Below are 19272 nucleotides of genomic sequence, written 5' to 3'. Positions count from 1 at the left end.
TGTGCGTCAGGATCGCGTTCCTGGCAGGCGGTTCTCCACAGACCGCGGTCGCGCCTCCTGACCGATGACCACCGCAATGCCACCATAGGGGCATGGAAGGCACACCCCGTTTCCTGACCCTGGCCGACGTGGCCGAGATGCTGAACACGTCGCAGGCGCAGGTCTACGCCCTCGTGCGACGCGGCGACCTTCCGGCGATCAAGATCGGCGGACGCGGTCAGTGGCGCGTCGAGGGCGTCGAGCTGGAGAACTACATCCAGCGGATGTATGCCCAGACCCGCGCCGAGATCGCGGCCGAGGACGGCGCGGAGCGCTGACGGGGCGCCCGGCCCCGGTCAGCCCACCTCGGAGTCGAGGGTGACCGGCACCGTGCGCTCGCGCCCGTTGCGCTCCACGGTGAACTCGATCGTCTCTCCGGGCTGGTGGGTCCGGATCGACACGATCAGCGCGATCCCGTCGGTGACGCGCTCACCGTCGACCGCGGTGATCAGGTCGCCTTCGCGCAGGCCCGCCTTCTCGGCCGGTGTCCCGCTCATGACCTCCACCACGGGCGCGCCCTCCTGGTCGGCCCGACCGGTGTTGACCTGGGCACCGATGACCGGATAGCGCGCCTCGCCGTCCTTGAGGATCTGGTCGGCAGTCACCCGGACCTGCTCCACCGGGATCGCGAAGCCGACGCCGATGTTGCCGGCCTCCCCGCCGAACCCGCCGCCGGCCGTCGCGATCGCGGAGTTCACCCCGACGACCTGGCCGCGCAGGTTGACCAGCGGCCCGCCGGAGTTTCCGGGGTTGATCGCGGCGTCGGTCTGGACGGCGTTGATATAGGAGAGGTCGTCCGCCTCCGCCCCGCCGGTGGTCACGGGTCGGTCCAGCGCCGACACGATGCCCGAGGTGACCGTCGAGCTGAGCCCCAGCGGCGAGCCGATCGCGACGACCCCCTCCCCGATCCGCAGGCTCTCCGAACGTCCGAGGGAGGCCGGGGTCAGGTCCTTGGCATCGGGGACGTAGAGCACGGCCAGGTCGTAGACGGGGCTGCGTCCGACGAGGCGCGCGGTGTGCCGCTCGCCGTTCTGGTCGACGATCTCGATCTTGCCGCCGGCGTCCGCGGCGCCGGCGACGACGTGGTTGTTGGTCACCACGTGGCCCTGCCGGTCCAGGACGAACCCGGAGCCGGTGGCCCCACCGGGCTGGCCGTCGGCCTCGGCGCTGATCTGGACGGTGCTGGGCAGCAGCTTGTCCGCCACCGCCGCGATGGAGCCGTTGTCGGCCGGGAGCGGCGGCGTGGTGGAGGTGTCGACACCCTCGAGCCCGCCACTGGACCCGCCGACCGGCGAGTCGTCGGTCAGGCGCCCCCACAGTGCGCTGCCCGCGATGCCGCCGAGCAGCCCGATGACCAGGGCCAGGGCCGCCATCGTCGGCCAGATCCAGCCGGAGACCCGACCCCGGGGCTCTGGTGAGCCGTAGTGCCGGCCGGCGTACTCCGGCGGGCCGTAGCCGGGCCCCGGCGGCGGGCTCACGGGAGGGCCGGTCGGCGCGGGCTCGGGTCGCGACGTCTGGGGGTCGGGCGTGGGCCAGTAGGGCTGGGGAGCCTGCTCCGCCGGTGGCACCGGGCGGGTCGGCTCGGCATCGGGCGAGCCGCTCACCGGCCGGATCGGCTCGGTGGGCTCGGTGTCGTCCGGGCCGGAGGGGTGATCGTGGCCGGGGCGGTACTGGTCGCTCACGGGACCATCCTCACCCCGGACACCCCCGCTCGGCCACGGTGGGGCCCTACCCGGTCCGCGACCGGCGTCACGCTGTTGCCCACTGCGGACCCCGAGCGGGCCGCGGGGGTGGCGATCGTGGTGACTGGCGCCCGACGCTCGGAGACCGACCCCGGACCCGGTGTCACGGTCAGCGCCAGCACCCCCAAGAACGCGGCGCCGAGCGCTCCGCCACTGAGCGCCACCATCCCGTAGCGGCGCGCCTCGACAGGCCCCGCCTGCCGGCGGTCGACACATCCGGTCGGGTCGACGAGCGCCCCCTTGAGCCCGCTGGGCGCCGACTCCTCACCCAGGGAGAGACCCAGCAGCCGGGTCTTCACCCAGCCCTCGCGCTCGACCAGGTCCCGGCAGGCGTGACAGGCGTGGACGTGCTGCCAGGCACGCTCCTCCTCCTCGGGGCCCAGCTGGCCGTCGAGCAGTGCGCTGACCCGGTTGCCGAGGTGCGTCACGAGACCCGCACCCCCGGCCGGCGACGACGACGCGGCGGCGCCTCGGGGCCGGCGTACCGCTCGCGACCCTCGCTCGGGCTGCGGTGGGCCAGGGCAGTGCGCAGCATCCCGCGGCCCCGGTGGATCCGGCTGCGCACGGTGCCCATCTTGCTGTCGGTGATCTCGGCGATCTCCTCATACGTCAGGCCCTCGACGTCGCACAGGACCACCGCGACGCGGAACTCCGGCGGGATCGAGGCGAGCGCCTGCTCGACGTCGGCGTCGAAGGTGCGGTCGGCATAGGCCGCGTCGGGCGCGGGCGAGGCGCTGTGCAACCGCTCGGCCCGCTCGTCGGAGAGGGCGTCGAAGCGGATCCGCTGCTTGCGGCGCGCCTGGTCCAAGAAGACGTTGGTGGTGATCCGGTGCAGCCAGCCCTCGAACGTGCCGGGGCGGTAGGTGTGCAGGCTGCGGAAGACCCGGACGAAGACCTCCTGGGTGAGGTCCTCGGCGTCGGGGCGGTTGCCGGTGAGGCGGTAGGCCAGCCGGTAGACACGGTCGGAGTGCTGCTCGACGATCTCGTCCCACGTCGGCACCGCGTCGCTGGTCACGTAGTCCTCCAGGTTGGGGGTCAGGATGCTGGCCTTCCTCACGGTAGGGGACCCGGCTGAGAGGAACCTGTGAGCCGTGGTCGGTGACCGCCGCGAGCACCGCGGGCCGGTGTGGGGGTGAACGAGCGACGGACCGGCGATGTTCCCGCGATAGGGTGCCGCCATGCTGCCCGCGAGCTGGAAGTACGCCGACGATTTCATCGCCGAGGACGAGGTGCTGGCCGACGCGCGAGCCCGTGCCGAGGAGGTCGGGATCGTCCCCATCGGCGCCGGCGTGGGCGCGACCCTGAGCTTCCTGGTCGGCGTGCTCGAGGCCCGGGCGGTCGTCGAGGTGGGCACCGGCACCGGCGTCTCGGGCGTCTGGCTGCTGCGCGGGATGCGTCCCGAGGGCGTGCTGACCACCGTCGACGTCGAGACCGAACACCAGCGGCTGGCCAAGCAGTCCTTCGCCGACGCCGGCTTCCCGTCGAACCGGGCCCGCACGATCGCCGGTGCGGCGCTGGACGTGCTGCCCCGCCTCACCGACGGCCACTACGACCTGGTCTTCTGCGACGGCGACAAGCGGGAGTACGACGCCTACCTCGACGAGGCCCTGCGGCTGCTCCGCCCCGGCGGCGTGGTCGCCTTCGACAACGCGCTCTGGAACGACCGGGTCGCCGACCCCTCCCAGCGGGACGAGGAGACCGTCGCGATCCGCGACCTGGGCCTGCGGATCGCCGAGGACGAGTCCCTCCTGCCCGTGCTGCTGCCCGTCGGCGACGGGCTGCTGCTGGCGAAGAAGGTCTGACCCCGCCGGGCCGGGGCACAACGTCATACGCCCCGGAGGAGCGGTTCCTCACTTCGTATGACGTCCCGGCCGGCGAGCGCCGGGCTCAGCGACCGACGTCGGCGAGCGGCTCGTCGGTGGAGAGCCACTCCAGCAGCGCCCGGGCGCCGTACCCCGTGGGACCCTCGGTCCACTCGAAGCTCTCCTTCGGCGAGTCGCCGGCCGAGGCCACATCGAGGTGGGCCCACGGCACGTCGCCGACGAAGTGCTGCAGGAACAGCGCCGCGGTGATCGCGCCGGCGCCGCCGGGGGCGTTGTCGGCGTCGGCGACCTTGGAGGACAGCTTCTCCTCGTAGTCGGCCACCAGCGGCATCCGCCACAGCGGCTCGCCCGCCTCGGCGGCGGCGACCTGCAACGCCTCGGCGAGCGCGTCGTCGTTGGCGAAGAAGCCGCCCATCCCCTGGCCGAGTGCGACCTTCATCGCGCCGGTGAGGGTGGCGATGTCCACGATCGCGTCGGGCTTCAGCTCGCCGACCGCCCACGCCAGGGCGTCGGCGAGCACCAGCCGCCCCTCGGCGTCGGTGTTGGTGACCTCGCTGGTCCGTCCGCCGTAGTGGGTGACCACGTCGCCGGGACGCAGGGCGTTGCCGCTGACCGCGTTCTCGGCGGCGGCGACCAGGCCGGTCACCCGCACGGGGCAGCCGAGGTCCGCGAGCGCACCGAGCACCGCGATGACCACGGCTCCGCCGGTCATGTCCCGCTTCATCGTCTGCATCGACTCCGCGGGCTTGATCGAGAGACCGCCGCTGTCGAAGGTGATGCCCTTCCCGACGAGCACGACGTGGGGGGTACGGCGCCCGGCCCTGGCGGGGCTGTAGTCGAGCCGGATCAGCCCCGCGGCGGCGAGACCGAGGCCTGGCCGACCCCGAGGATGCCGCCCATCCCCTCCTTGGCGAGCCGCTGCTCGTCCCACACCTCCACCGACAGGCCGCTGTCCTCAGCGACCCGCTCGGCCTGTCCGGCCAGCCAGGCCGGGTCCTTGAGGTTCGAGGGCGTGGTGGCCAGGCGGCGCGCCATCCAGCCGGCGCCGCCGAGCGCGAGGGCCCGGTGCAGCTCGGCGTCGGCGTCGTCGCCCTCGAGCCCGGTCAGCACGATCCGCTCGACCGGCCGGTGCTCGGGGCCCTCGGACCGCCAGCTGAAGCCGAAGGAGCCCAGCACGGCACCGACCACGAACGCACCCAGCGCGTCGTCCGGTGCCTCGGCGACCACCGAGGTCGCGAGCGAGGTGCGGTCGCGGGCGGCGCGCGCCAGCGCGGCGCCGGCCCGACGGTAGTCCCGCAGCGTCTGGTCGCCGACGCCCACGACGTGCACGGCGACGGGCCGGCCCTCGACGACGGCGTACGTCGTCGTCAGCGCGCCCGCGCTGCCGGTGGCTCCGGCCAGCTCGAGCGCACCGAGGAGGTCGACGCCGAGGGACTCGGCGAGATCGTCGCCGGAGGCGTCGAGGAGCGGACCGTCGGGTCCGGGATAGGCGGCGACCCCGAGAGCGTCGGCTCCGCGGACGGCGGAGAGGTCGGTCGCGTTGAGGGCGAACTGCGGTGGGGAGACCTGCGAGGGGAGGTCGGGAGCGTGCTTCGCCACGTCAGCCGGTGACGCCCTTGAGCGCGTCGCCGAGCGCGGTCGCCTCCTCGGCGTTCAGCTCGACCACGAGTCGGCCACCACCCTCGAGCGGAACCCGCATCACGATGCCGCGTCCCTCCTTGGTCACCTCGAGCGGGCCGTCACCCGTGCGGGGCTTCATCGCCGCCATCTGCGCACCTCTTCCCTTTGCTCGACCCGCCGGGTCCTGCCGTCTCCGCCCGGCGACGTCCTTCGCGCGGACCCATTATCCCCCATGCCCCGCGTGACGACGACCACAGTCCCCGCCGACTGGCAGACTCCAGCCCCATGCGCGCTCGGTCCGCCCTCTTCGACGTCTACGGCGACCACCTCGGCGATCGTGGGTACGTCGCCCCGGTGGCCGCCCTGGTGCGCCTGCTCGAGCCGCTGGGGATCGCCGCGCCGGCGGTGCGGACCGCGGTCTCCCGGATGGTCGGCCAGGGCTGGCTGGAGCCGGTGAGCCTGGCCGAGGGGCGCGGCTACCGCGCCACCGGGCACGCCGTACGACGCCTCTCCGACACCGGCGACCGCGTCTACGGCCGAGCCGACCGCCGGTGGGACGGCCGCTGGCACCTCGCCGTGCTCTCCCTCCCCCGCGACCGCTCGGCCCGGCAGCGGCTGCGCGCCGACCTGGGCTTCCTCGGCTACGCCCCGCTGACCGACGAGCTGTGGGTGAGCCCGTGGCCGCGCGAGGAGCTCGCCGACGTGGTGCGCGAGAGCGGCGCGGAGTTGACCGTGGCGAGCGCGGACCGGTTCGAACCGCCCGACGCGCCGCGCCGGGCGTGGGACCTCGACGCCCTCGCGAGCGCCTACGACGCGTGGCTGGCGACCGCCGCGGACACGACGGCCGCGCAGCTGGCCGCCCACGAGGACCCGGACGAGGCGGCGTTCTCCGCGCGCTTCCTGCTCGTGCACGAGTGGCGCAAGTTCCTCTTCGACGACCCCGGCCTGCCCGACGAGCTGCTCCCCGAGGACTGGGCCGGGCGCCGGGCGGCGGACTACTTCACCGGTGAGGCGGCCCGGCTCAAGCCCGGATCCGATCGGTTCCTGCAGCGCTGCCTCGACGGTGGTGCAGACTCGGGGCCATGACCTCGGAGACCGAACAGTCCTCGCCCCCGCTGCTCCTCGACGTCACCGACGGGGTGGCCACGCTGACGCTGAACCGGCCGGAGGCGATGAACAGCCTCGACGTCGCGCTCAAGGAGGCGCTGCGCGACGCGGTCCAGCAGGTGGCCGAGGACCCGGCCGTGCGCTGCGTGGTGCTCACCGGTTCCGGCCGCGCGTTCTGCGTCGGCCAGGACCTCAAGGAGCACCAGGCCGGCCTGCAGGGCGACGACTCGGTGCCGCTGTCGGACACCGTGGAGCAGCACTACAACCCCATCGTCCTCGCCCTCGCCTCGATGCCCAAGCCGGTCGTCGCGGCGGTCAACGGCGTCGCCGCCGGTGCCGGCGCCAGTCTGGCCTTCGCCTGCGACCTGCGGATCCTCGCCGACTCGGCCGGCTTCAACCTCGCCTTCGCCGGGATCGGCCTCTCCGCCGACACCGGCTCGTCGTGGACCCTGCCCCGGCTGGTCGGCCGCGCCAAGGCGATCGAGCTGCTCTACTTCCCGCGCACCCTGGACGCGCAGACCTCCCTCGACCTCGGCCTGGCGACCCAGGTGGTGCCCGCGGCGCAGTTCGAGGAGACGGTCCGCGAGCTCGCCGTACGCCTCGCCGCCGGGCCGACCGTGGCCCTCGGCTCGATCCGCCAGGCGATCCAGTTCTCCTCCAACCACTCGCTGGAGGAGTCGGTCGCGTTCGAGGCGGAGAAGATGGCGCTCACCGGCGGGACGGCTGACCATCGCGCCGCCGTGGACGCCTTCGTCCGCAAGGAGAAGCCGGTCTTCGAGGGACGCTGACCGCTCAGCGCCCCCGGGGTCCCTCGCGCTCCTCGAGCTGGGTCGCCAGCCGGTCGAGCAGCGCGTCCACCTCGTCCATCCGATAGCCGCGGAACGCCAGGGAGAAGCGGACGCGCCGTACGTCGTCCCCGCGCAGCGGGCCGTCGGCCGGCACGAGCACGTCGGGCCGGTCGGGCTGCTCGTCGGCCATCGGCCGGCCGCGACCGGCCGCCACGGCCGCGACGCCGCCGAGGGCGAGGACCACGAGGACCGCGAAGAGCCACATCATCGCCGGCTCACTCCCCGTCGTCCCGGCGGCCGACGCCGTCGCCGGCGAGGTCGTGGTCGGTCGCCTCGACCATGATCCGCACCGCCTCGTCGACGTCGTCGGTCAGCGTCATCATGTCCAGGTCGGCCGGCGAGATCTTGCCCTCCGCCGCCACGGTGTCCCGCAGCCAGTCGAGCAGGCCGGACCAGTACGACGTCCCCAGCAGCACGATCGGGAACTGGGTGATCTTGCCGGTCTGGCGCAGGGTGAGGGCCTCGAACAGCTCGTCGAAGGTGCCCAGCCCGCCGGGCAGGACGACGAAGCCCTGGGCGTACTTGACGAACATGGTCTTGCGGGCGAAGAAGTAGCGGAAGTTGATCCCCTTGTCGACCCAGCGGTTGAGGCCGGTCTCGAAGGGCAGCTCGATGCCGAGGCCGACCGAGACCCCGCCGGCCTCGGACGCGCCCTTGTTCGCCGCCTTCATCGCGCCCGGGCCGCCCCCGGTGATCACCGCGAAGCCGGCCTGCACCAGCTTGGCGCCGACCTCCTCGGCCATCGCGTAGTAGGGGTGGTCGGGCGCGGTGCGGGCCGACCCGAAGACGCCGATGGCCGGGCCGAGCTCGGCCAGGGCGCCGAAGCCCTCGACGAACTCGGACTGGATCCGCATGACCCGCCACGGGTCGGTGTGCACCCAGTCGCTGGGCCCGCGGGTGTCCAGCAGCCGCTGGTCGGTGGTGCTGCCGTCCACCTGGGAGCGGCGCATCAGCTCCGGGCCCTTGTACTTCATCCGCTCGGTGGGCTGGTCCTGCCCGCGCTCGGTCGTCATCGCTCTCCCCCCTCGCCGCCCGCCGGCTCGGTGAGCCAGCGACGCAGCACATCCTCGCAGTGCACGATCTCCTCGGTCCGCACGTGCTCGTCGGCCTTGTGCGCGAACATCGGGTCCCCCGGGCCGAAGTTGACCGCCGGGATCCCCAGGGCGCTGAAGCGGGCCACGTCCGTCCAGCCGAACTTGGGCCCGGGCTCGCTGCCGGTGGCCTCGACGAAGGCCTGCGCGGCCGGACGGTCCAGCCCGGGCATCGCGCCGGGGGCCAGGTCGGTCAGCGTGACGTCGTACCCCTCGAAGAGGTCGCGAACGAACGCCTCGGCCTCCTCGGGGCTGCGGTCGGGCGCGTAGCGGTAGTTCACCGACACCACGCACTCGTCGGGCACCACGTTGCCGGCGACCCCGCCGCTGATGCCGACCGCGTTGAGGCCCTCGTGGTAGGTCAGGCCGTCGATCACCGGCTGCCGCGGCTCGTGCGCGGTGAGCCGGTTGAGCACCTCGGCGGCGCCGTGGATCGCGTTGACGCCCTTCCACGACCGGGCCGAGTGCGAGCGCACGCCGGTGGTGCGGACGTCGACCCGCAGGGTGCCCTGGCACCCGGCCTCGACGCCCGCGTTCGAGGGCTCCATCAGGATCGCGAAGTCGGCCCGCACCAGCTCGGGGTCGCTCTCGGCGAGCAGCCGCAGCCCGTTGTAGCGCTCCTCGATCTCCTCGGCCTCGTAGAGGATCCAGGTGACGTCGCGGACCGGCTCGGAGAGCTCGGCGGCGAGCTTGAGGATGACCGCGTCGCCGCCCTTCATGTCGCAGGTGCCGCAGCCGTGCAGCACCTCGCCGTCGGGCGTCTGCTCGCGCCGGGCGGGGAGGTTGTCGTTGACGGGGACGGTGTCGAGGTGGCCCGCGACCACGACGCGCTCGCCGCGCCCTAGGTCGGTCCGGGCGACGATCGTGTGGCCGCGCCGGGTGAGGGTGAGGTGGGGGTACGCCGACCAGGCCCGCTCCACCGCGTCGGCGATCGCCTGCTCGTCGCGGCTGACCGACTCGATGTCCACCAGCTGCTGGGTCAGCGTGACCACGTCGGTGGCCGGGTCGAGCACCGGCGCCGGGGTCGTGTCCGTTCCGCTCTTCACGCCGACGACTCTGCCATGCCCCGGGGAACCACCCCCGCTTGCCCAGTCCTGAACAAACGTTTAGTCTATTGAACATGCGTTCAACCGAGAGCGACCTCACCGCGAAGGCGCAGATCCGCGACACCGCGCTGCGGCTCTTCGCCCACGACGGCTTCGACGCGGTGAGCGTGCGGCGGATCGCCACCGAGGCGGGTGTCTCCCCCGGCCTGGTGTTGCACCACTTCGGCAGCAAGGCCGGGCTGCGCCAGGCCGTCGACGAGTATGTGATCGCCTCCTTCGACGACCTGGTCGGCGAGCCCACCGAGGAGGAGGTCGTCGCCGCGCTCGAGGGCACGGACACCCGCGGCCTGGACCTGTTCATCGAGCAGATGTCCTTCGAGCCCCACGTGCTGGACTACCTGCGCCGGATGCTGCTCACCGACGACGACGCGGCGCGGCGGCTGGTGCGGCACTGGCACGAGATGTCGGTCCGGATGCTCGGCCAGTGGGCCGAGCGCGGGGTGCTCGACCCCGGGCCCGACCTGCCGGTCCGGGCCGCGCTGCTGCTCAGCGCCGACCTCGGGGTGATCCTGCTGCGCGGCGCGCTGACCGACGTACTCGGCTTCGACCCGCTGGCCCCCGACGGCGTCCGCCGCTGGGCGGCCGACAGCTACGCCCTCACCTCGCTGATGCTCACCGAGGAGGGCGCCGCGCTCGCCGAGCCGACGAACGACCCCGAGACCGACACGAGGAAGGGAACCCGATGAGCACGAGCGGAGAGGCGCTGATCCGGGTCAGCGACCTGCGCAAGGAGTTCGGCACGATCACCGCGCTGGACGGACTGGACCTCGAGGTGCGCCGCAGGGAGGTGCACGGCTTCCTCGGCCCCAACGGTGCCGGGAAGTCCACCACCATCCGGATCCTGCTGGGGCTGATGCGCGCCGACGGCGGGGTCGCCGAGCTCTTCGGAGCCGACCCGTGGCACGACGCGGTCCGGCTGCACCGTCGGCTGGCCTATGTCCCCGGCGACGTCACGCTGTGGCCGGGGCTCACCGGCGGCCAGTGCGTCGACGTGCTCGCCCGGGCCCACGGCGGGATCGACGAGACCCGGCGCGCGGAGCTGATCGAGCGCTTCGACCTCGACCCGACGAAGCGGGCGCGGGACTACTCCAAGGGCAACCGGCAGAAGGTCTCGCTGGTCGCCGCGCTCGCCTCCGACGTGGAGCTGCTCGTCCTCGACGAGCCCACCTCGGGGCTGGACCCGCTGATGGAGGAGGTCTTCCAGCAGGTGGTCTCCGAGCGGCGCGACGAGGGCGTCACCGTGCTGCTCTCCTCCCACATCCTGGGCGAGGTGGAGGCGCTGGCCGACCGGGTCTCGATCATCCGCGCCGGCCGGACCGTCACCTCTGGCACCCTCACCGACCTGCGCCGGCACACGCACAGCGCCGTCCGCGCCGTCACCGACCGCGCCCCCGAGGGGCTGGACGGCCTGCCGGGCGTGCTGGACGTCGAGCTCACCGAGAACGACGGCCGCACCGAGGTGCACGCCTCGGCCGAGCCGGACGCAGTCGGGCCGCTCGTCGGGCTGCTGCACGCCGCCGGCATCCACACCCTGACCGTCACGCCGCCCAGCCTGGACGACCTGTTCCTGCAGGCCTACCAGGGGCAGGCCGCCACCGGCGCTCGCGAGCAGGAGAGCGTGCGATGAGCTGGCACGGCGTGGGCACGATGGCCTGGATCGACCTGCGCACCGGCTGGAAGGGCATGCTCGCCTGGATCGTCGGTCTCGTCGGGATCATGGCCGTCACGGGCTCCTCGATCACCTCGCTCTACGACACCCCGGAGAAGCTGAAGGGGTACGCCGACACGCTCACCGGCGGGGCGATCTACATGATCAACGGGCGGGTCGCCGGGGTGGACACCCTCGGCGGCGTGGTGGCCAGCGAGTTCGGCTCGGTGGTGAGCTTCGCCGTACCCCTCATGGCGATCGCGCTCACCTCCCGCGCCACCCGGAAGGACGAGGCCGCCGGGCGGCTGGAGCTGCTGCTGGCCTCCGCGATCGGCCGGCACGCGCCCATCCTCGCCGCGGTCCTGGTGGCGACGGCCGGGCTGCTCGCGACCGGGCTGGGGTGTACGGCGGTGATGGTCGCCGTCGGCGCCGCGCCGGGGCCGAGCCTCCTCTACGGCCTGGCGATGGCGGCCCTGGGCCTCTTCTTCGTCGGGGTCACCGCGTTCGCTGCGCAGCTGGTCGAGCACAACCGGTCCGTGTGGGGACTGGCGCTGGTGGTCGTGGTCGTCTCCTACCTGCTGCGCGGCGTCGGGTCGGTGCAGGACAGCGCCCTGGTGTGGGCCTCCCCGCACGGCTGGTTCGACGAGGTGCGCTCCTTCGGCGACGACGCCCGGATGTGGCCGGTGCTGCTGACCCTCGGGGCCGGCCTGACGCTGGTCGGGCTGGCCTTCTGGCTGAGCACGCGGCGCGACGTCGGCAGTGCGCTGATCCAGTCGCGCGGCGCGCGGCCGCGGGCATCGGCGTTCCTCCGCAGCCCCATCGGGCTGGCGTGGCGGGACCACCGCGGCGCGATCGTGGGCTGGACCGTCGGCAGCGCCGTCCTGATGGGCACCTACGGCTCGCTGTCGCAGGAGATCCTGGACGCGATCGCCGACAACCCGGCGCTCGGGGACGCCATGGGCGCGACGCCCGGCGCGGCGGACCAGCTGCTGGCCACGGTGATGTCGACCTTCCTGATGATGCTGGCGATGCTCGCGGCGGCCTTCGCGGTGATGGCGCTCGGGTCCCTGCGCAGCGAGGAGGAGTCCGGCCGGCTGGAGGCGCAGCTCTCGGGCCCCGAGTCGCGCACCGCCTGGCTCGGCGTACACCTCGCGATCGCCGCCCTCGGCCTGCTCATCGTCGGTGCCGCCGGCGCCCTGTCCCTGGCCGCCGCCACCGCCGCCTCGACCGGGGACGACGCGTGGTTCGGCGAGATCCTGCGCGGCGCGGTGCGCTACCTGCCCGCCGCGCTGGTCTTCCTCGCCCTCACCGCCGCGGCCTTCGGACTGATGGGCAAGGCCCGCGGCCCGGCCTGGGCGCTCTTCGGGGTCGCGGCCGTGGTGGCCTACCTCGGCCCCGGCTTCGACCTGCCGACGTGGGTGGTGCGCGCCTCGCCCTTCCAGTCGGACGGCGCCGACCTGATCTCGGCGGGCGCCGACCGCACCGCCATCGGCGTCCTCCTCGGCGTCACCGCCGTCCTCGTTCTCGCCGCCCTCGTCGGGTTCCGCCGCCGCGACATCCCCCGCCTCTGAGGGGAGATCGACGGCGACCTCACGCCCGGGCGACCCGCACCGCGGTGGCGGGGGCGTCGGCGTAGTCCACCGACGTCGCCAGCGTCTCCGCGGCGAGCAGCGCCTCGTGCGCCCGGGCGGCCGACAGCACCGGCTCGGGACCGGTGACGGTGAGCGCGATCCGGTCCGAGACGTCCAGGCCGGCCTCCCGGCGGGCCTGCTGCACCGACCGCACCAGGTCGCGGGCGGTGCCCTCGGCCTCGAGCTCGGGCGTGACGTCGGTGTCCAGCACGACGAAGCCGCCGCCGGGCAGCACGCCGGTGGCGCCCTCGCCGCCCGCGACCGTCTCGAGGGTGTACTCCCCCTCGACCAGCTCGAGCCCGCCGGCGGTCACGGTGCCGTCCTCGGCCACCGACCAGTCGCCGGACTTCGCGCCGCGGATCGCCGCCTGCACGTCCTTGCCGAGCCGCGGGCCGGCGGCGCGGGCGTTGACGGTGAGCCGCTGCTGCACGCCGTACGACGCCGCCTCGTCGCTGCCGAGGTCGACCAGCCGCACCTGCTTGACGTTGAGCTCGTCGGCGATCAGCGGCTCGAAGCCGGACAGCGCGGCCGGGTCGGCGACCACCACGGTCAGCGACGGCAGGGGGAGCCGGTTGCGCAGCCCCGCGCCCTTGCGCAGCGCCGAGCCCGCCGAGCAGACCTCGCGGACCTTGTCCATGGCCGCCACCAGGTCGGCGTCGGCCGGCAGGCCGTCCACCGACGGCCAGTCGGTGAGGTGCACCGACCGTCCGCCGGTCAGGCCGCGCCAGACCTCCTCGGTCACCAGCGGCATCAGCGGCGCGGTGGCGCGGGCGACCGTCTCCAGCACGGTGTACAGCGTGTCGAAGGCGTCCTCGTCCACCCGGCCGTCGGCGGCCCAGAAGCGCTCGCGGGAGCGGCGGATGTACCAGTTCGTCAGGACGTCGAGGAAGGACCGCGTGCTGTCGCACGCCGCAGCCACCTCGTAGTTGTCCAGCTGCTCGGTCATCGCCTCGACGAACTCGCGGGTCTTGGCCAGCAGGTAGCGGTCCATCGGGTTCGCGCTGTCCGTCCGGTGGCGGGCGTCGTACCCCCGCTCCCCCGCCGCGTTGGCGTAGAGGGAGAAGAAGTACCAGCTGTTCCACAGCGGGATCAGCACCTGCCGCACCGAGTCGCGGATGCCCTGCTCGGTGACGATCAGGTTGCCGCCGCGCAGGATCGGCGAGGACATGAGGAACCAGCGCATCGCGTCGGCGCCGTCGCGGTCGAAGACCTCCCGCACGTCGGGGTAGTTGCGCAGCGACTTCGACATCTTCTGGCCGTCGTTGCCCAGCACGATGCCGTGGCTGACGCAGGTCTCGAACGCGGGCCGGTCGAAGATCGCGCCGGCCAGGATGTGCAGGGTGTAGAACCAGCCGCGGGTCTGGCCGATGTACTCGACGATGAAGTCGCCGGGGAAGTGGTCCTCGAACCAGTCGGTGTTCTCGAACGGGTAGTGCACCTGGGCGAAGCTCATCGAGCCGGAGTCGAACCACACGTCCAGCACGTCGGGCACCCGGCGCATCGTCGACCGGCCCGTCGGGTCGTCGGGGTTGGGCCGGGTGAGCTCGTCGATGAACGGGCGGTGCAGGTCCGGGTTGCCGTCGGCGTCCACGGGGAGCCGGCCGAAGTCGCGCTCGAGCTCCTCGAAGGAGCCGTAGACGTCGAGCCGGGGGTAGGCCGGGTCGTCGGACTTCCACACCGGCACCGGGGAGCCCCAGAACCGGTTGCGGGTGATCGACCAGTCGCGGGCGTTCTCCAGCCACTTGCCGAACATCCCGTCCTTGATGTGGTCGGGCACCCAGCGGATCTCCTGGTTGAGCTCCAGCAGCCGCTCCTTGACCGCGGTCACCGCGACGAACCAGGACGAGACGCCCTTGTAGATCAGCGGCTGCTTGCAGCGCCAGCAGTGCGGGTAGGAGTGGTCGTAGGTCTCCCGCCGCAGCAGCACCGTGCCGCCGGTGACGCCGCCGACGCCGCCCTCCTCGTCCGCGAACGCCCGGGTGGTCTCCTTGAGCGAGTCGATGATCTGCAGGTTCGCGTCGAAGACCAGCAGCCCCTCGTAGTCGACGACCGGCGCGGTGAACCGGCCGTCCTTGCCGACCGGCATCACCGGGTCGATGCCCTCGCGGTCGGTGACCACCTTGTCGTCCTCACCGAAGGCGCCGGCGGTGTGCACCAGGCCGGTTCCGTCGGTGGTGGTGACGAACTCCGCCGGGACCAGCCGGAAGGCGTTCTCGTGGCCCAGGTAGTAGGAGAACGGCGGGGTGTAGGCCCGCCCGACCAGGTCCGCGCCGCGGTAGCGGCCGACCACGGTCGGCTCCTCGCCGAGCTCGCGGGAGTACGCCGCCAGGCGCGGCTCGGCGAGCAGGTAGCGAGCGGTCTCCTCGGTGCCGGGCACGGCGGCCTCGACGACGACGTACTCGATGTCCTCGCCGACCATGACCGCGAGGTTCGACGGCAGCGTCCACGGCGTGGTCGTCCAGACCAGGGCCAGCGCCCCGTCGAGGACCGGGTCGGTGCCGGTGTCGTCCAGCCGCAGCCCGACGGTGACCGCCGGGTCCTGCCGCATCTGGTAGACCTCGTCGTCCATCCGCAGCTCGTGGTTGGACAGCGGCGTCTCGTCGTTCCAGCAGTAGGGCAGCACGCGGAAGCCCTCGTAGATCAGGCCCTTCTCGTGCAGCTGCTGGAAGGCCCAGATGACCGACTCCATGAACTCGGGGTTCATCGTCTTGTAGTCGTTGTCGAAGTCGACCCAGCGGGCCTGGCGGGTGACGTAGTCGCGCCACTCGCCGGTGTACTTCAGCACCGACTCCCGGCAGGCGGCGTTGAACCTCTCGATGCCCAGCTCGAGGATCTCGTCGGTGGTCTTGATCCCGTTGAGGCGCATCGCCTCGAGCTCGGCGGGCAGGCCGTGGGTGTCCCAGCCGAAGCGCCGCTCCACGCGCTGGCCGCGCATCGTCCGGTAGCGCGGGATCAGGTCCTTGACGTAGCCGGTGAGCAGGTGGCCGTAGTGCGGGAGGCCGTTGGCGAACGGCGGGCCGTCGTAGAAGACGAACTCGTTCTCGCCGTTCTCCCCCGCCGGGCGCTGCTCGACGCTGGCGCGGAACGTGTCGTCGGCGTCCCAGTAGTCCAGCACCTTCTCCTCGATCGCGGGGAAGCGCGGGCTGGAGGGGACGCCGGACGCCACGGCGTCCTCGGCGAGGTGGGAGACCTTCGGGTAGGTCATCGTCTGGCTCCTGCGGGGTTCGTCAGCTCGTGTGTTCGCACGAGGACGACTCTCGCCGCGGTACCACCTCGTTTGCCGCGCTGCTCTGCCGAGCGGCGGGGCCACTTCGTTCTCGGCTGTGACGGGCCGGCCCGTCCGGGTCTACTGGGGCAACGACCGGCTTGGCCCGTCCGGGCCGTGTCGAGACCTGTTCTTCCGGAGGCTCGCCGCTGATGACGGCTCAGGTGCCTCTTCCTCGATCGTACGGCGTCTCCCGCGACCCGCACCAATCCGTTCCGGACACCCCTCCGCCAGCATCCGTGAGCCGTGCGAGGCTGCGGGGGTGACGGCGAGCAGGCGGCCGGTCGGCGCACCGACCGAGGAGGCGCCGTTCCCCTACCTGCCGGCCGCCGCGTTCGTGGTCGTCTGGTCCTCCGGATACATCCTCGGACCGCTCGGCGTGGAGGCGGTCGACCCGTTCAGCCTGCTCGCGGCCCGGTTCGCCCTGGCCACCGCCGTACTGATGCCCCTGGCCCGATGGCGCCGTGGCCCGCTGCGGATCGACCGGTCCGCGCTCGTGCGGGTGTGCTTGGTCGGGCTGATGATGAACGCAGTCCAGTTCAGCTTCATGTTCGGCGCCTTCCGCGCGGGGCTGGAGCCGACCCTGGGGGCGCTGCTGCACTCGCTGTCGCCCGTGCTCACGGTGGTCCTCGCCGGGCTGCTGCTCGGCGAGAGGGTCCGCCGGGTCCAGGTGCTCGGGCTGGCGATCGGCGTGGCCGGCGTGGTGTTGGTCCTCGGCCCGGAGGTCGAGCAGGCGGGCGGCCCGGTTGGGCTGACGCTCGCCCTGTTCGGCGTGCTCAGCCTGAGCCTGGGCACCCTCGGGCAGCGGTGGATCCCGCCGCGGGTGGATCCGTGGTGGGCGGCCGGGCTGCAGTTCGCCGTGGCCACGCCACCGCTGCTGGCGCTCGCGCTGCTCGTCGAGCGGGACCCGGTCCACGACCCTGTGCAGGGCGCGGTGGTGCTAGTGCTTCTCGCGGTCGTGAACTCCGTGGTGGGCCTGGTGCTGCTGGGCGCGGTCGTGCGGCGCGGCGGTGCGGGCGCCTCGTCGAGCATCTTCTTCCTCATGCCGCCGGTGACCGCGGTGATGGCGTGGGCGATCTTCGGCGACACCCTCGGGCTCCGCGAGCTGGCGGGCCTGGTGATCACCGTCGCCGGCGTCGCGCTCGCGACCCGGCGACCGCCGCGGGTCGCTGGCCGTCCCGGCTCGACGACGCCACACTGAGCGCATGGAGCGCGATGACCTGATCCGCCTGCGGCAGGCCCGCGACCGGATCGACCGCGACTACGCCCAGCCCCTCGACGTACCCCTCCTGGCCGGGGAGGCGCACATGTCGGTCGGGCACTTCCAGCGACAGTTCAAGGCGGCCTTCGGCGAGACGCCGTACTCCTGGCTGATGACCCGGCGCGTGGAGCGGGCCATGTCGCTGCTGCGCAACACGACGATGCCGGTGACCGAGGTGTGCATGGCGGTGGGGTGTACCTCGCTGGGCTCCTTCAGCGCCCGCTTCACCGAGCTGGTCGGCGAGACGCCCACCGCCTACCGCGCCCGGGACCACGCCGAGCTGGCCGGCGTCCCCGGTTGCATCGTCAAGCACGCGACCCGGCCGCGGCGGTCCTGACCGCCAACCGGTCAGGATCGGAGAAGCGCCCGACGCTCGCGACGGCCTAGCGTCGAGGACATGACCACCGACACCATCCAGTCCCTGTCCATCGCCAACGTCTTCATCTTCACCAACGACACCGAGGCCTCTCTCGGCTTCTACCGCGACGTGCTCGGCTTCGAGGTCCGGACCGACGTCACCAACGGCGACTTCCGCTGGTGCACGCTCACCACGCCGACCCAGCCGGACGTCGAGATGGTCCTGCACAACTACACCGGCGGCGGCATGCCGATGTCGGGCGCGGACGCCGAGCACCTGCACGACCTGCTCGCCAAGGGCCTGCTCTCACCGCTCATCTTCGACGTCGCCGACGTGGATGCCGCCTTCGAGCACGTCCGGGCCTCCGGCGCCGAGGTCCTGCAGGAGCCGGCCGACCAGTTCTACGGCGTACGCGACTGCGCCCTCCGCGACCCGGTCGGCAACATGGTCCGCTTCAAGCAGCCGCTCCCCCAGGCGGACTGACCCGTGTGCCGTCCCGGCTGGCCGGCCGGCTGGGACGGCCTCCCGGGGTTGTCCCGCAGTCGTCCGGTCGAGTTGGCTGGGCCCATGAGCGAGCAACCGCGCCAGCAGCACGACATGTGGGCCGACCCCGAGGCCGACCCGCGTACGGCGATCCCGGACGGCCGGGGCGAGAAGGCGGTGCTGACCGGCTACCTCGACCGCTACCGGATGACCCTGGAGCTGAAGTGCCAGGACCTCGACCCCGAGCAGCTGGGGCGGCGGTCCGTGCCGCCCTCGGCGCTCTCCCTGCTCGGACTGGTCCGGCACCTCGCCCGGGTCGAGCAGCACTGGTTCCGCCGCATCCTGCAGGGACAGGACCTGCCCCGGCTCCTCGACGACGAGGACGCCGGCTTCTCCTTCGGGTCGCCCACGCCCGAGCTGGTCGCCGCCTCCTGGGAGCTCTGGCACGGCGAGGTCGACCATGCGCGGGAGGTCTACGCCGCCCTCGACCTCGACGCGCCGGTCGAGATCCACGGCGAGCAGCACGAGGTGCGCGACGTGGTGGTGCACATGGTGGAGGAGTACGCCCGGCACGTCGGGCACGCCGACCTGCTGCGCGAGGCCATCGACGGCCGCACCGGCCAGTGACCGGGCGGGCTCAGTAGTGGCGCGACGCGGTCGTCCACAGACCCACCGCGACCGCACCCCACCAGCACAGCTGAGACACCACGGTGGCCTGCACCATGCGACGGCGTACGGCGCGGGGCAGCTGCCGGATCACTGTCTCGACGGGTACGTCGCGCAGGTGGGCCGTGGTCAGCGGCAGGAGCGCGCCGTTCACCGCCGCGCCGAGGACCAGCAGCATCTTCACCCGAGCAGGTGTCGCCCCCAGGTCCGGCACCAGCAGTGGACCGGTGGCGCAGAGGCCGGCCAGCCCGATCCAGACCAGCGGGCCGGTCGCGGCCGAGACCCGGAGCACGTCGGTGACCGACCGGCGCCCGGCGAGCCACAACAGCCCGTGCCAGTCGACGACCAGGATCGCGCCGAGCGCGACCGCCAGCGCCACGACGTGACCGGCGCGAGCCAGCACCTCGACGGCCCGCGGTGGCTCGAGGACGAGCGCGACGGCCAGCATCGCCACCCACAGCCCGACGATGAGGGACAGGCGAAGGGGCAGGGCGGCCCAGCGCGGCCATCCCCATAGCCGCGCGATCCGGCGCTGCCGGAGGCGCGATCCGACGCTCCCCAATGCCTCTCCCCCCAGAGTGACC

At 73.0% G+C, this 19272-nt stretch carries 22 protein-coding genes; 11 read left to right on the top strand and 11 right to left on the bottom strand.

The features are described from left to right. Positions 1-92 precede the first annotated feature (92 nt). Positions 93-317, top strand: coding sequence for a helix-turn-helix domain-containing protein (locus K8W59_RS04355; RefSeq protein WP_223397528.1), 225 nt, complete (start codon positions 93-95; stop codon positions 315-317). A gap of 18 nt (positions 318-335) precedes the next feature. Here the strand turns inward: K8W59_RS04355 and K8W59_RS04350 are convergent, their stop codons facing one another. Genes K8W59_RS04350 through sigE form a run of 3 tightly spaced genes read right to left on the bottom strand, consistent with a single transcriptional unit; the run spans position 336 to position 2838 of the window. After that, complete coding sequence (locus K8W59_RS04350) at positions 336-1721, bottom strand: S1C family serine protease (protein ID WP_223397527.1); 1386 nt, start codon at positions 1719-1721, stop codon at positions 336-338. Beyond that, positions 1718-2209 (bottom strand): anti-sigma factor family protein, encoded by a 492-nt coding sequence (locus tag K8W59_RS04345; protein ID WP_223397526.1) that lies wholly within the window; start codon positions 2207-2209, stop codon positions 1718-1720. The genes K8W59_RS04350 and K8W59_RS04345 overlap by 4 nt, the downstream gene beginning before the upstream one ends. Beyond that, positions 2206-2838, bottom strand: coding sequence for an RNA polymerase sigma factor SigE (sigE, locus tag K8W59_RS04340; protein ID WP_223397525.1), 633 nt, complete (start codon positions 2836-2838; stop codon positions 2206-2208). The genes K8W59_RS04345 and sigE overlap by 4 nt, the downstream gene beginning before the upstream one ends. A gap of 121 nt (positions 2839-2959) precedes the next feature. On the opposite strand from sigE, the gene K8W59_RS04335 reads away from it, so the two are divergent. Continuing rightward, positions 2960-3583: an O-methyltransferase gene (locus K8W59_RS04335; protein ID WP_223397524.1), complete on the top strand. Its 624-nt coding sequence runs from the start codon at positions 2960-2962 to the stop codon at positions 3581-3583. An 85-nt stretch (positions 3584-3668) separates the two neighbouring features. Here the strand turns inward: K8W59_RS04335 and K8W59_RS20125 are convergent, their stop codons facing one another. From K8W59_RS20125 to K8W59_RS04325, 3 genes are read right to left on the bottom strand one after another with little or no spacing between them, the layout of a single operon-like run. Continuing rightward, a complete protein-coding gene (locus tag K8W59_RS20125) occupies positions 3669-4400 on the bottom strand; it encodes a leucyl aminopeptidase family protein (RefSeq protein WP_263283284.1) in 732 nt (243 codons plus the stop codon). 50 nt (positions 4401-4450) lie between these two features. Further along, positions 4451-5203 (bottom strand): M17 family metallopeptidase, encoded by a 753-nt coding sequence (locus tag K8W59_RS20120; protein ID WP_263283283.1) that lies wholly within the window; start codon positions 5201-5203, stop codon positions 4451-4453. A 1-nt stretch (position 5204) separates the two neighbouring features. Further along, positions 5205-5372 carry a DUF3117 domain-containing protein gene (locus tag K8W59_RS04325; protein WP_129456930.1) on the bottom strand — a complete coding sequence of 56 codons (168 nt, stop codon included), beginning with the start codon at positions 5370-5372 and terminating at the stop codon, positions 5205-5207. Between the two features lie 137 nt (positions 5373-5509). Here K8W59_RS04325 and K8W59_RS04320 point away from each other — a divergent pair, with 137 nt between their 5' ends. Both K8W59_RS04320 and K8W59_RS04315 read left to right on the top strand, forming a co-directional pair. Continuing rightward, on the top strand, positions 5510-6310 hold the full coding sequence (locus K8W59_RS04320; RefSeq protein WP_223397523.1) for a PaaX family transcriptional regulator: 801 nt from the start codon (positions 5510-5512) through the stop codon (positions 6308-6310). Next, on the top strand, positions 6307-7119 hold the full coding sequence (locus K8W59_RS04315; protein WP_223397522.1) for an enoyl-CoA hydratase-related protein: 813 nt from the start codon (positions 6307-6309) through the stop codon (positions 7117-7119). The genes K8W59_RS04320 and K8W59_RS04315 overlap by 4 nt, the downstream gene beginning before the upstream one ends. Positions 7120-7123: 4 nt before the next feature. On the opposite strand, the gene K8W59_RS04310 is transcribed toward K8W59_RS04315, so the two are convergent. The 3 genes from K8W59_RS04310 to dapE are packed head-to-tail and all read right to left on the bottom strand — an operon-like array spanning position 7124 to position 9316. Beyond that, positions 7124-7387 (bottom strand): DivIVA domain-containing protein, encoded by a 264-nt coding sequence (locus K8W59_RS04310; RefSeq protein WP_223397521.1) that lies wholly within the window; start codon positions 7385-7387, stop codon positions 7124-7126. Between the two features lie 7 nt (positions 7388-7394). Further along, a complete protein-coding gene (locus tag K8W59_RS04305; protein WP_317846305.1) occupies positions 7395-8192 on the bottom strand; it encodes an LOG family protein in 798 nt (265 codons plus the stop codon). Next, entirely contained in the window at positions 8189-9316 is a 1128-nt protein-coding gene (dapE, locus tag K8W59_RS04300; RefSeq protein ID WP_223397520.1) for a succinyl-diaminopimelate desuccinylase, read from the bottom strand. The genes K8W59_RS04305 and dapE overlap by 4 nt, the downstream gene beginning before the upstream one ends. 74 nt (positions 9317-9390) lie before the next feature. Here dapE and K8W59_RS20265 point away from each other — a divergent pair, with 74 nt between their 5' ends. Genes K8W59_RS20265 through K8W59_RS04285 form a run of 3 tightly spaced genes read left to right on the top strand, consistent with a single transcriptional unit; the run spans position 9391 to position 12595 of the window. Beyond that, the gene (locus K8W59_RS20265) at positions 9391-10062 is read left to right on the top strand and encodes a TetR/AcrR family transcriptional regulator (protein WP_317846304.1); all 672 of its coding nucleotides are present in this window, start codon (positions 9391-9393) and stop codon (positions 10060-10062) included. Beyond that, positions 10059-11003, top strand: a complete 945-nt coding sequence (locus K8W59_RS04290) for an ABC transporter ATP-binding protein (protein ID WP_223397519.1) — start codon at positions 10059-10061, stop codon at positions 11001-11003. Before K8W59_RS20265 ends, K8W59_RS04290 begins: the two co-directional genes overlap by 4 nt. Next, positions 11000-12595, top strand: a complete 1596-nt coding sequence (locus K8W59_RS04285; protein WP_223397518.1) for an ABC transporter permease — start codon at positions 11000-11002, stop codon at positions 12593-12595. Before K8W59_RS04290 ends, K8W59_RS04285 begins: the two co-directional genes overlap by 4 nt. Positions 12596-12614: 19 nt before the next feature. Here K8W59_RS04285 and ileS read toward each other — a convergent pair whose 3' ends face one another. Then, positions 12615-15860 carry an isoleucine--tRNA ligase gene (gene ileS, locus K8W59_RS04280; RefSeq protein ID WP_223397517.1) on the bottom strand — a complete coding sequence of 1082 codons (3246 nt, stop codon included), beginning with the start codon at positions 15858-15860 and terminating at the stop codon, positions 12615-12617. Between the two features lie 322 nt (positions 15861-16182). Here ileS and K8W59_RS04275 point away from each other — a divergent pair, with 322 nt between their 5' ends. The 4 genes from K8W59_RS04275 (at position 16183) to K8W59_RS04260 (ending at position 18649) form a co-directional block, all read left to right on the top strand. Next, on the top strand, positions 16183-17121 hold the full coding sequence (locus tag K8W59_RS04275) for a DMT family transporter (RefSeq protein ID WP_223397516.1): 939 nt from the start codon (positions 16183-16185) through the stop codon (positions 17119-17121). A 4-nt stretch (positions 17122-17125) separates the two neighbouring features. Further along, positions 17126-17518: a helix-turn-helix transcriptional regulator gene (locus K8W59_RS04270; RefSeq protein WP_223397515.1), complete on the top strand. Its 393-nt coding sequence runs from the start codon at positions 17126-17128 to the stop codon at positions 17516-17518. A 60-nt stretch (positions 17519-17578) separates the two neighbouring features. Next, positions 17579-18022: a VOC family protein gene (locus K8W59_RS04265; protein ID WP_223397514.1), complete on the top strand. Its 444-nt coding sequence runs from the start codon at positions 17579-17581 to the stop codon at positions 18020-18022. Between the two features lie 84 nt (positions 18023-18106). After that, the gene (locus tag K8W59_RS04260) at positions 18107-18649 is read left to right on the top strand and encodes a DinB family protein (RefSeq protein ID WP_223397513.1); all 543 of its coding nucleotides are present in this window, start codon (positions 18107-18109) and stop codon (positions 18647-18649) included. Between the two features lie 10 nt (positions 18650-18659). Here K8W59_RS04260 and K8W59_RS04255 read toward each other — a convergent pair whose 3' ends face one another. Further along, positions 18660-19250, bottom strand: coding sequence for a hypothetical protein (locus K8W59_RS04255; RefSeq protein ID WP_223397512.1), 591 nt, complete (start codon positions 19248-19250; stop codon positions 18660-18662). Between the last annotated feature and the right edge of the window lie 22 nt (positions 19251-19272).

It is taken from the genome of Nocardioides rotundus (assembly GCF_019931675.1).
GTDB lineage: Bacteria > Actinomycetota > Actinomycetes > Propionibacteriales > Nocardioidaceae > Nocardioides > Nocardioides rotundus.
The sequence above is the reverse complement of the archived record's forward strand: the minus strand, read 5'-3'. Positions and strand labels throughout refer to the sequence as shown.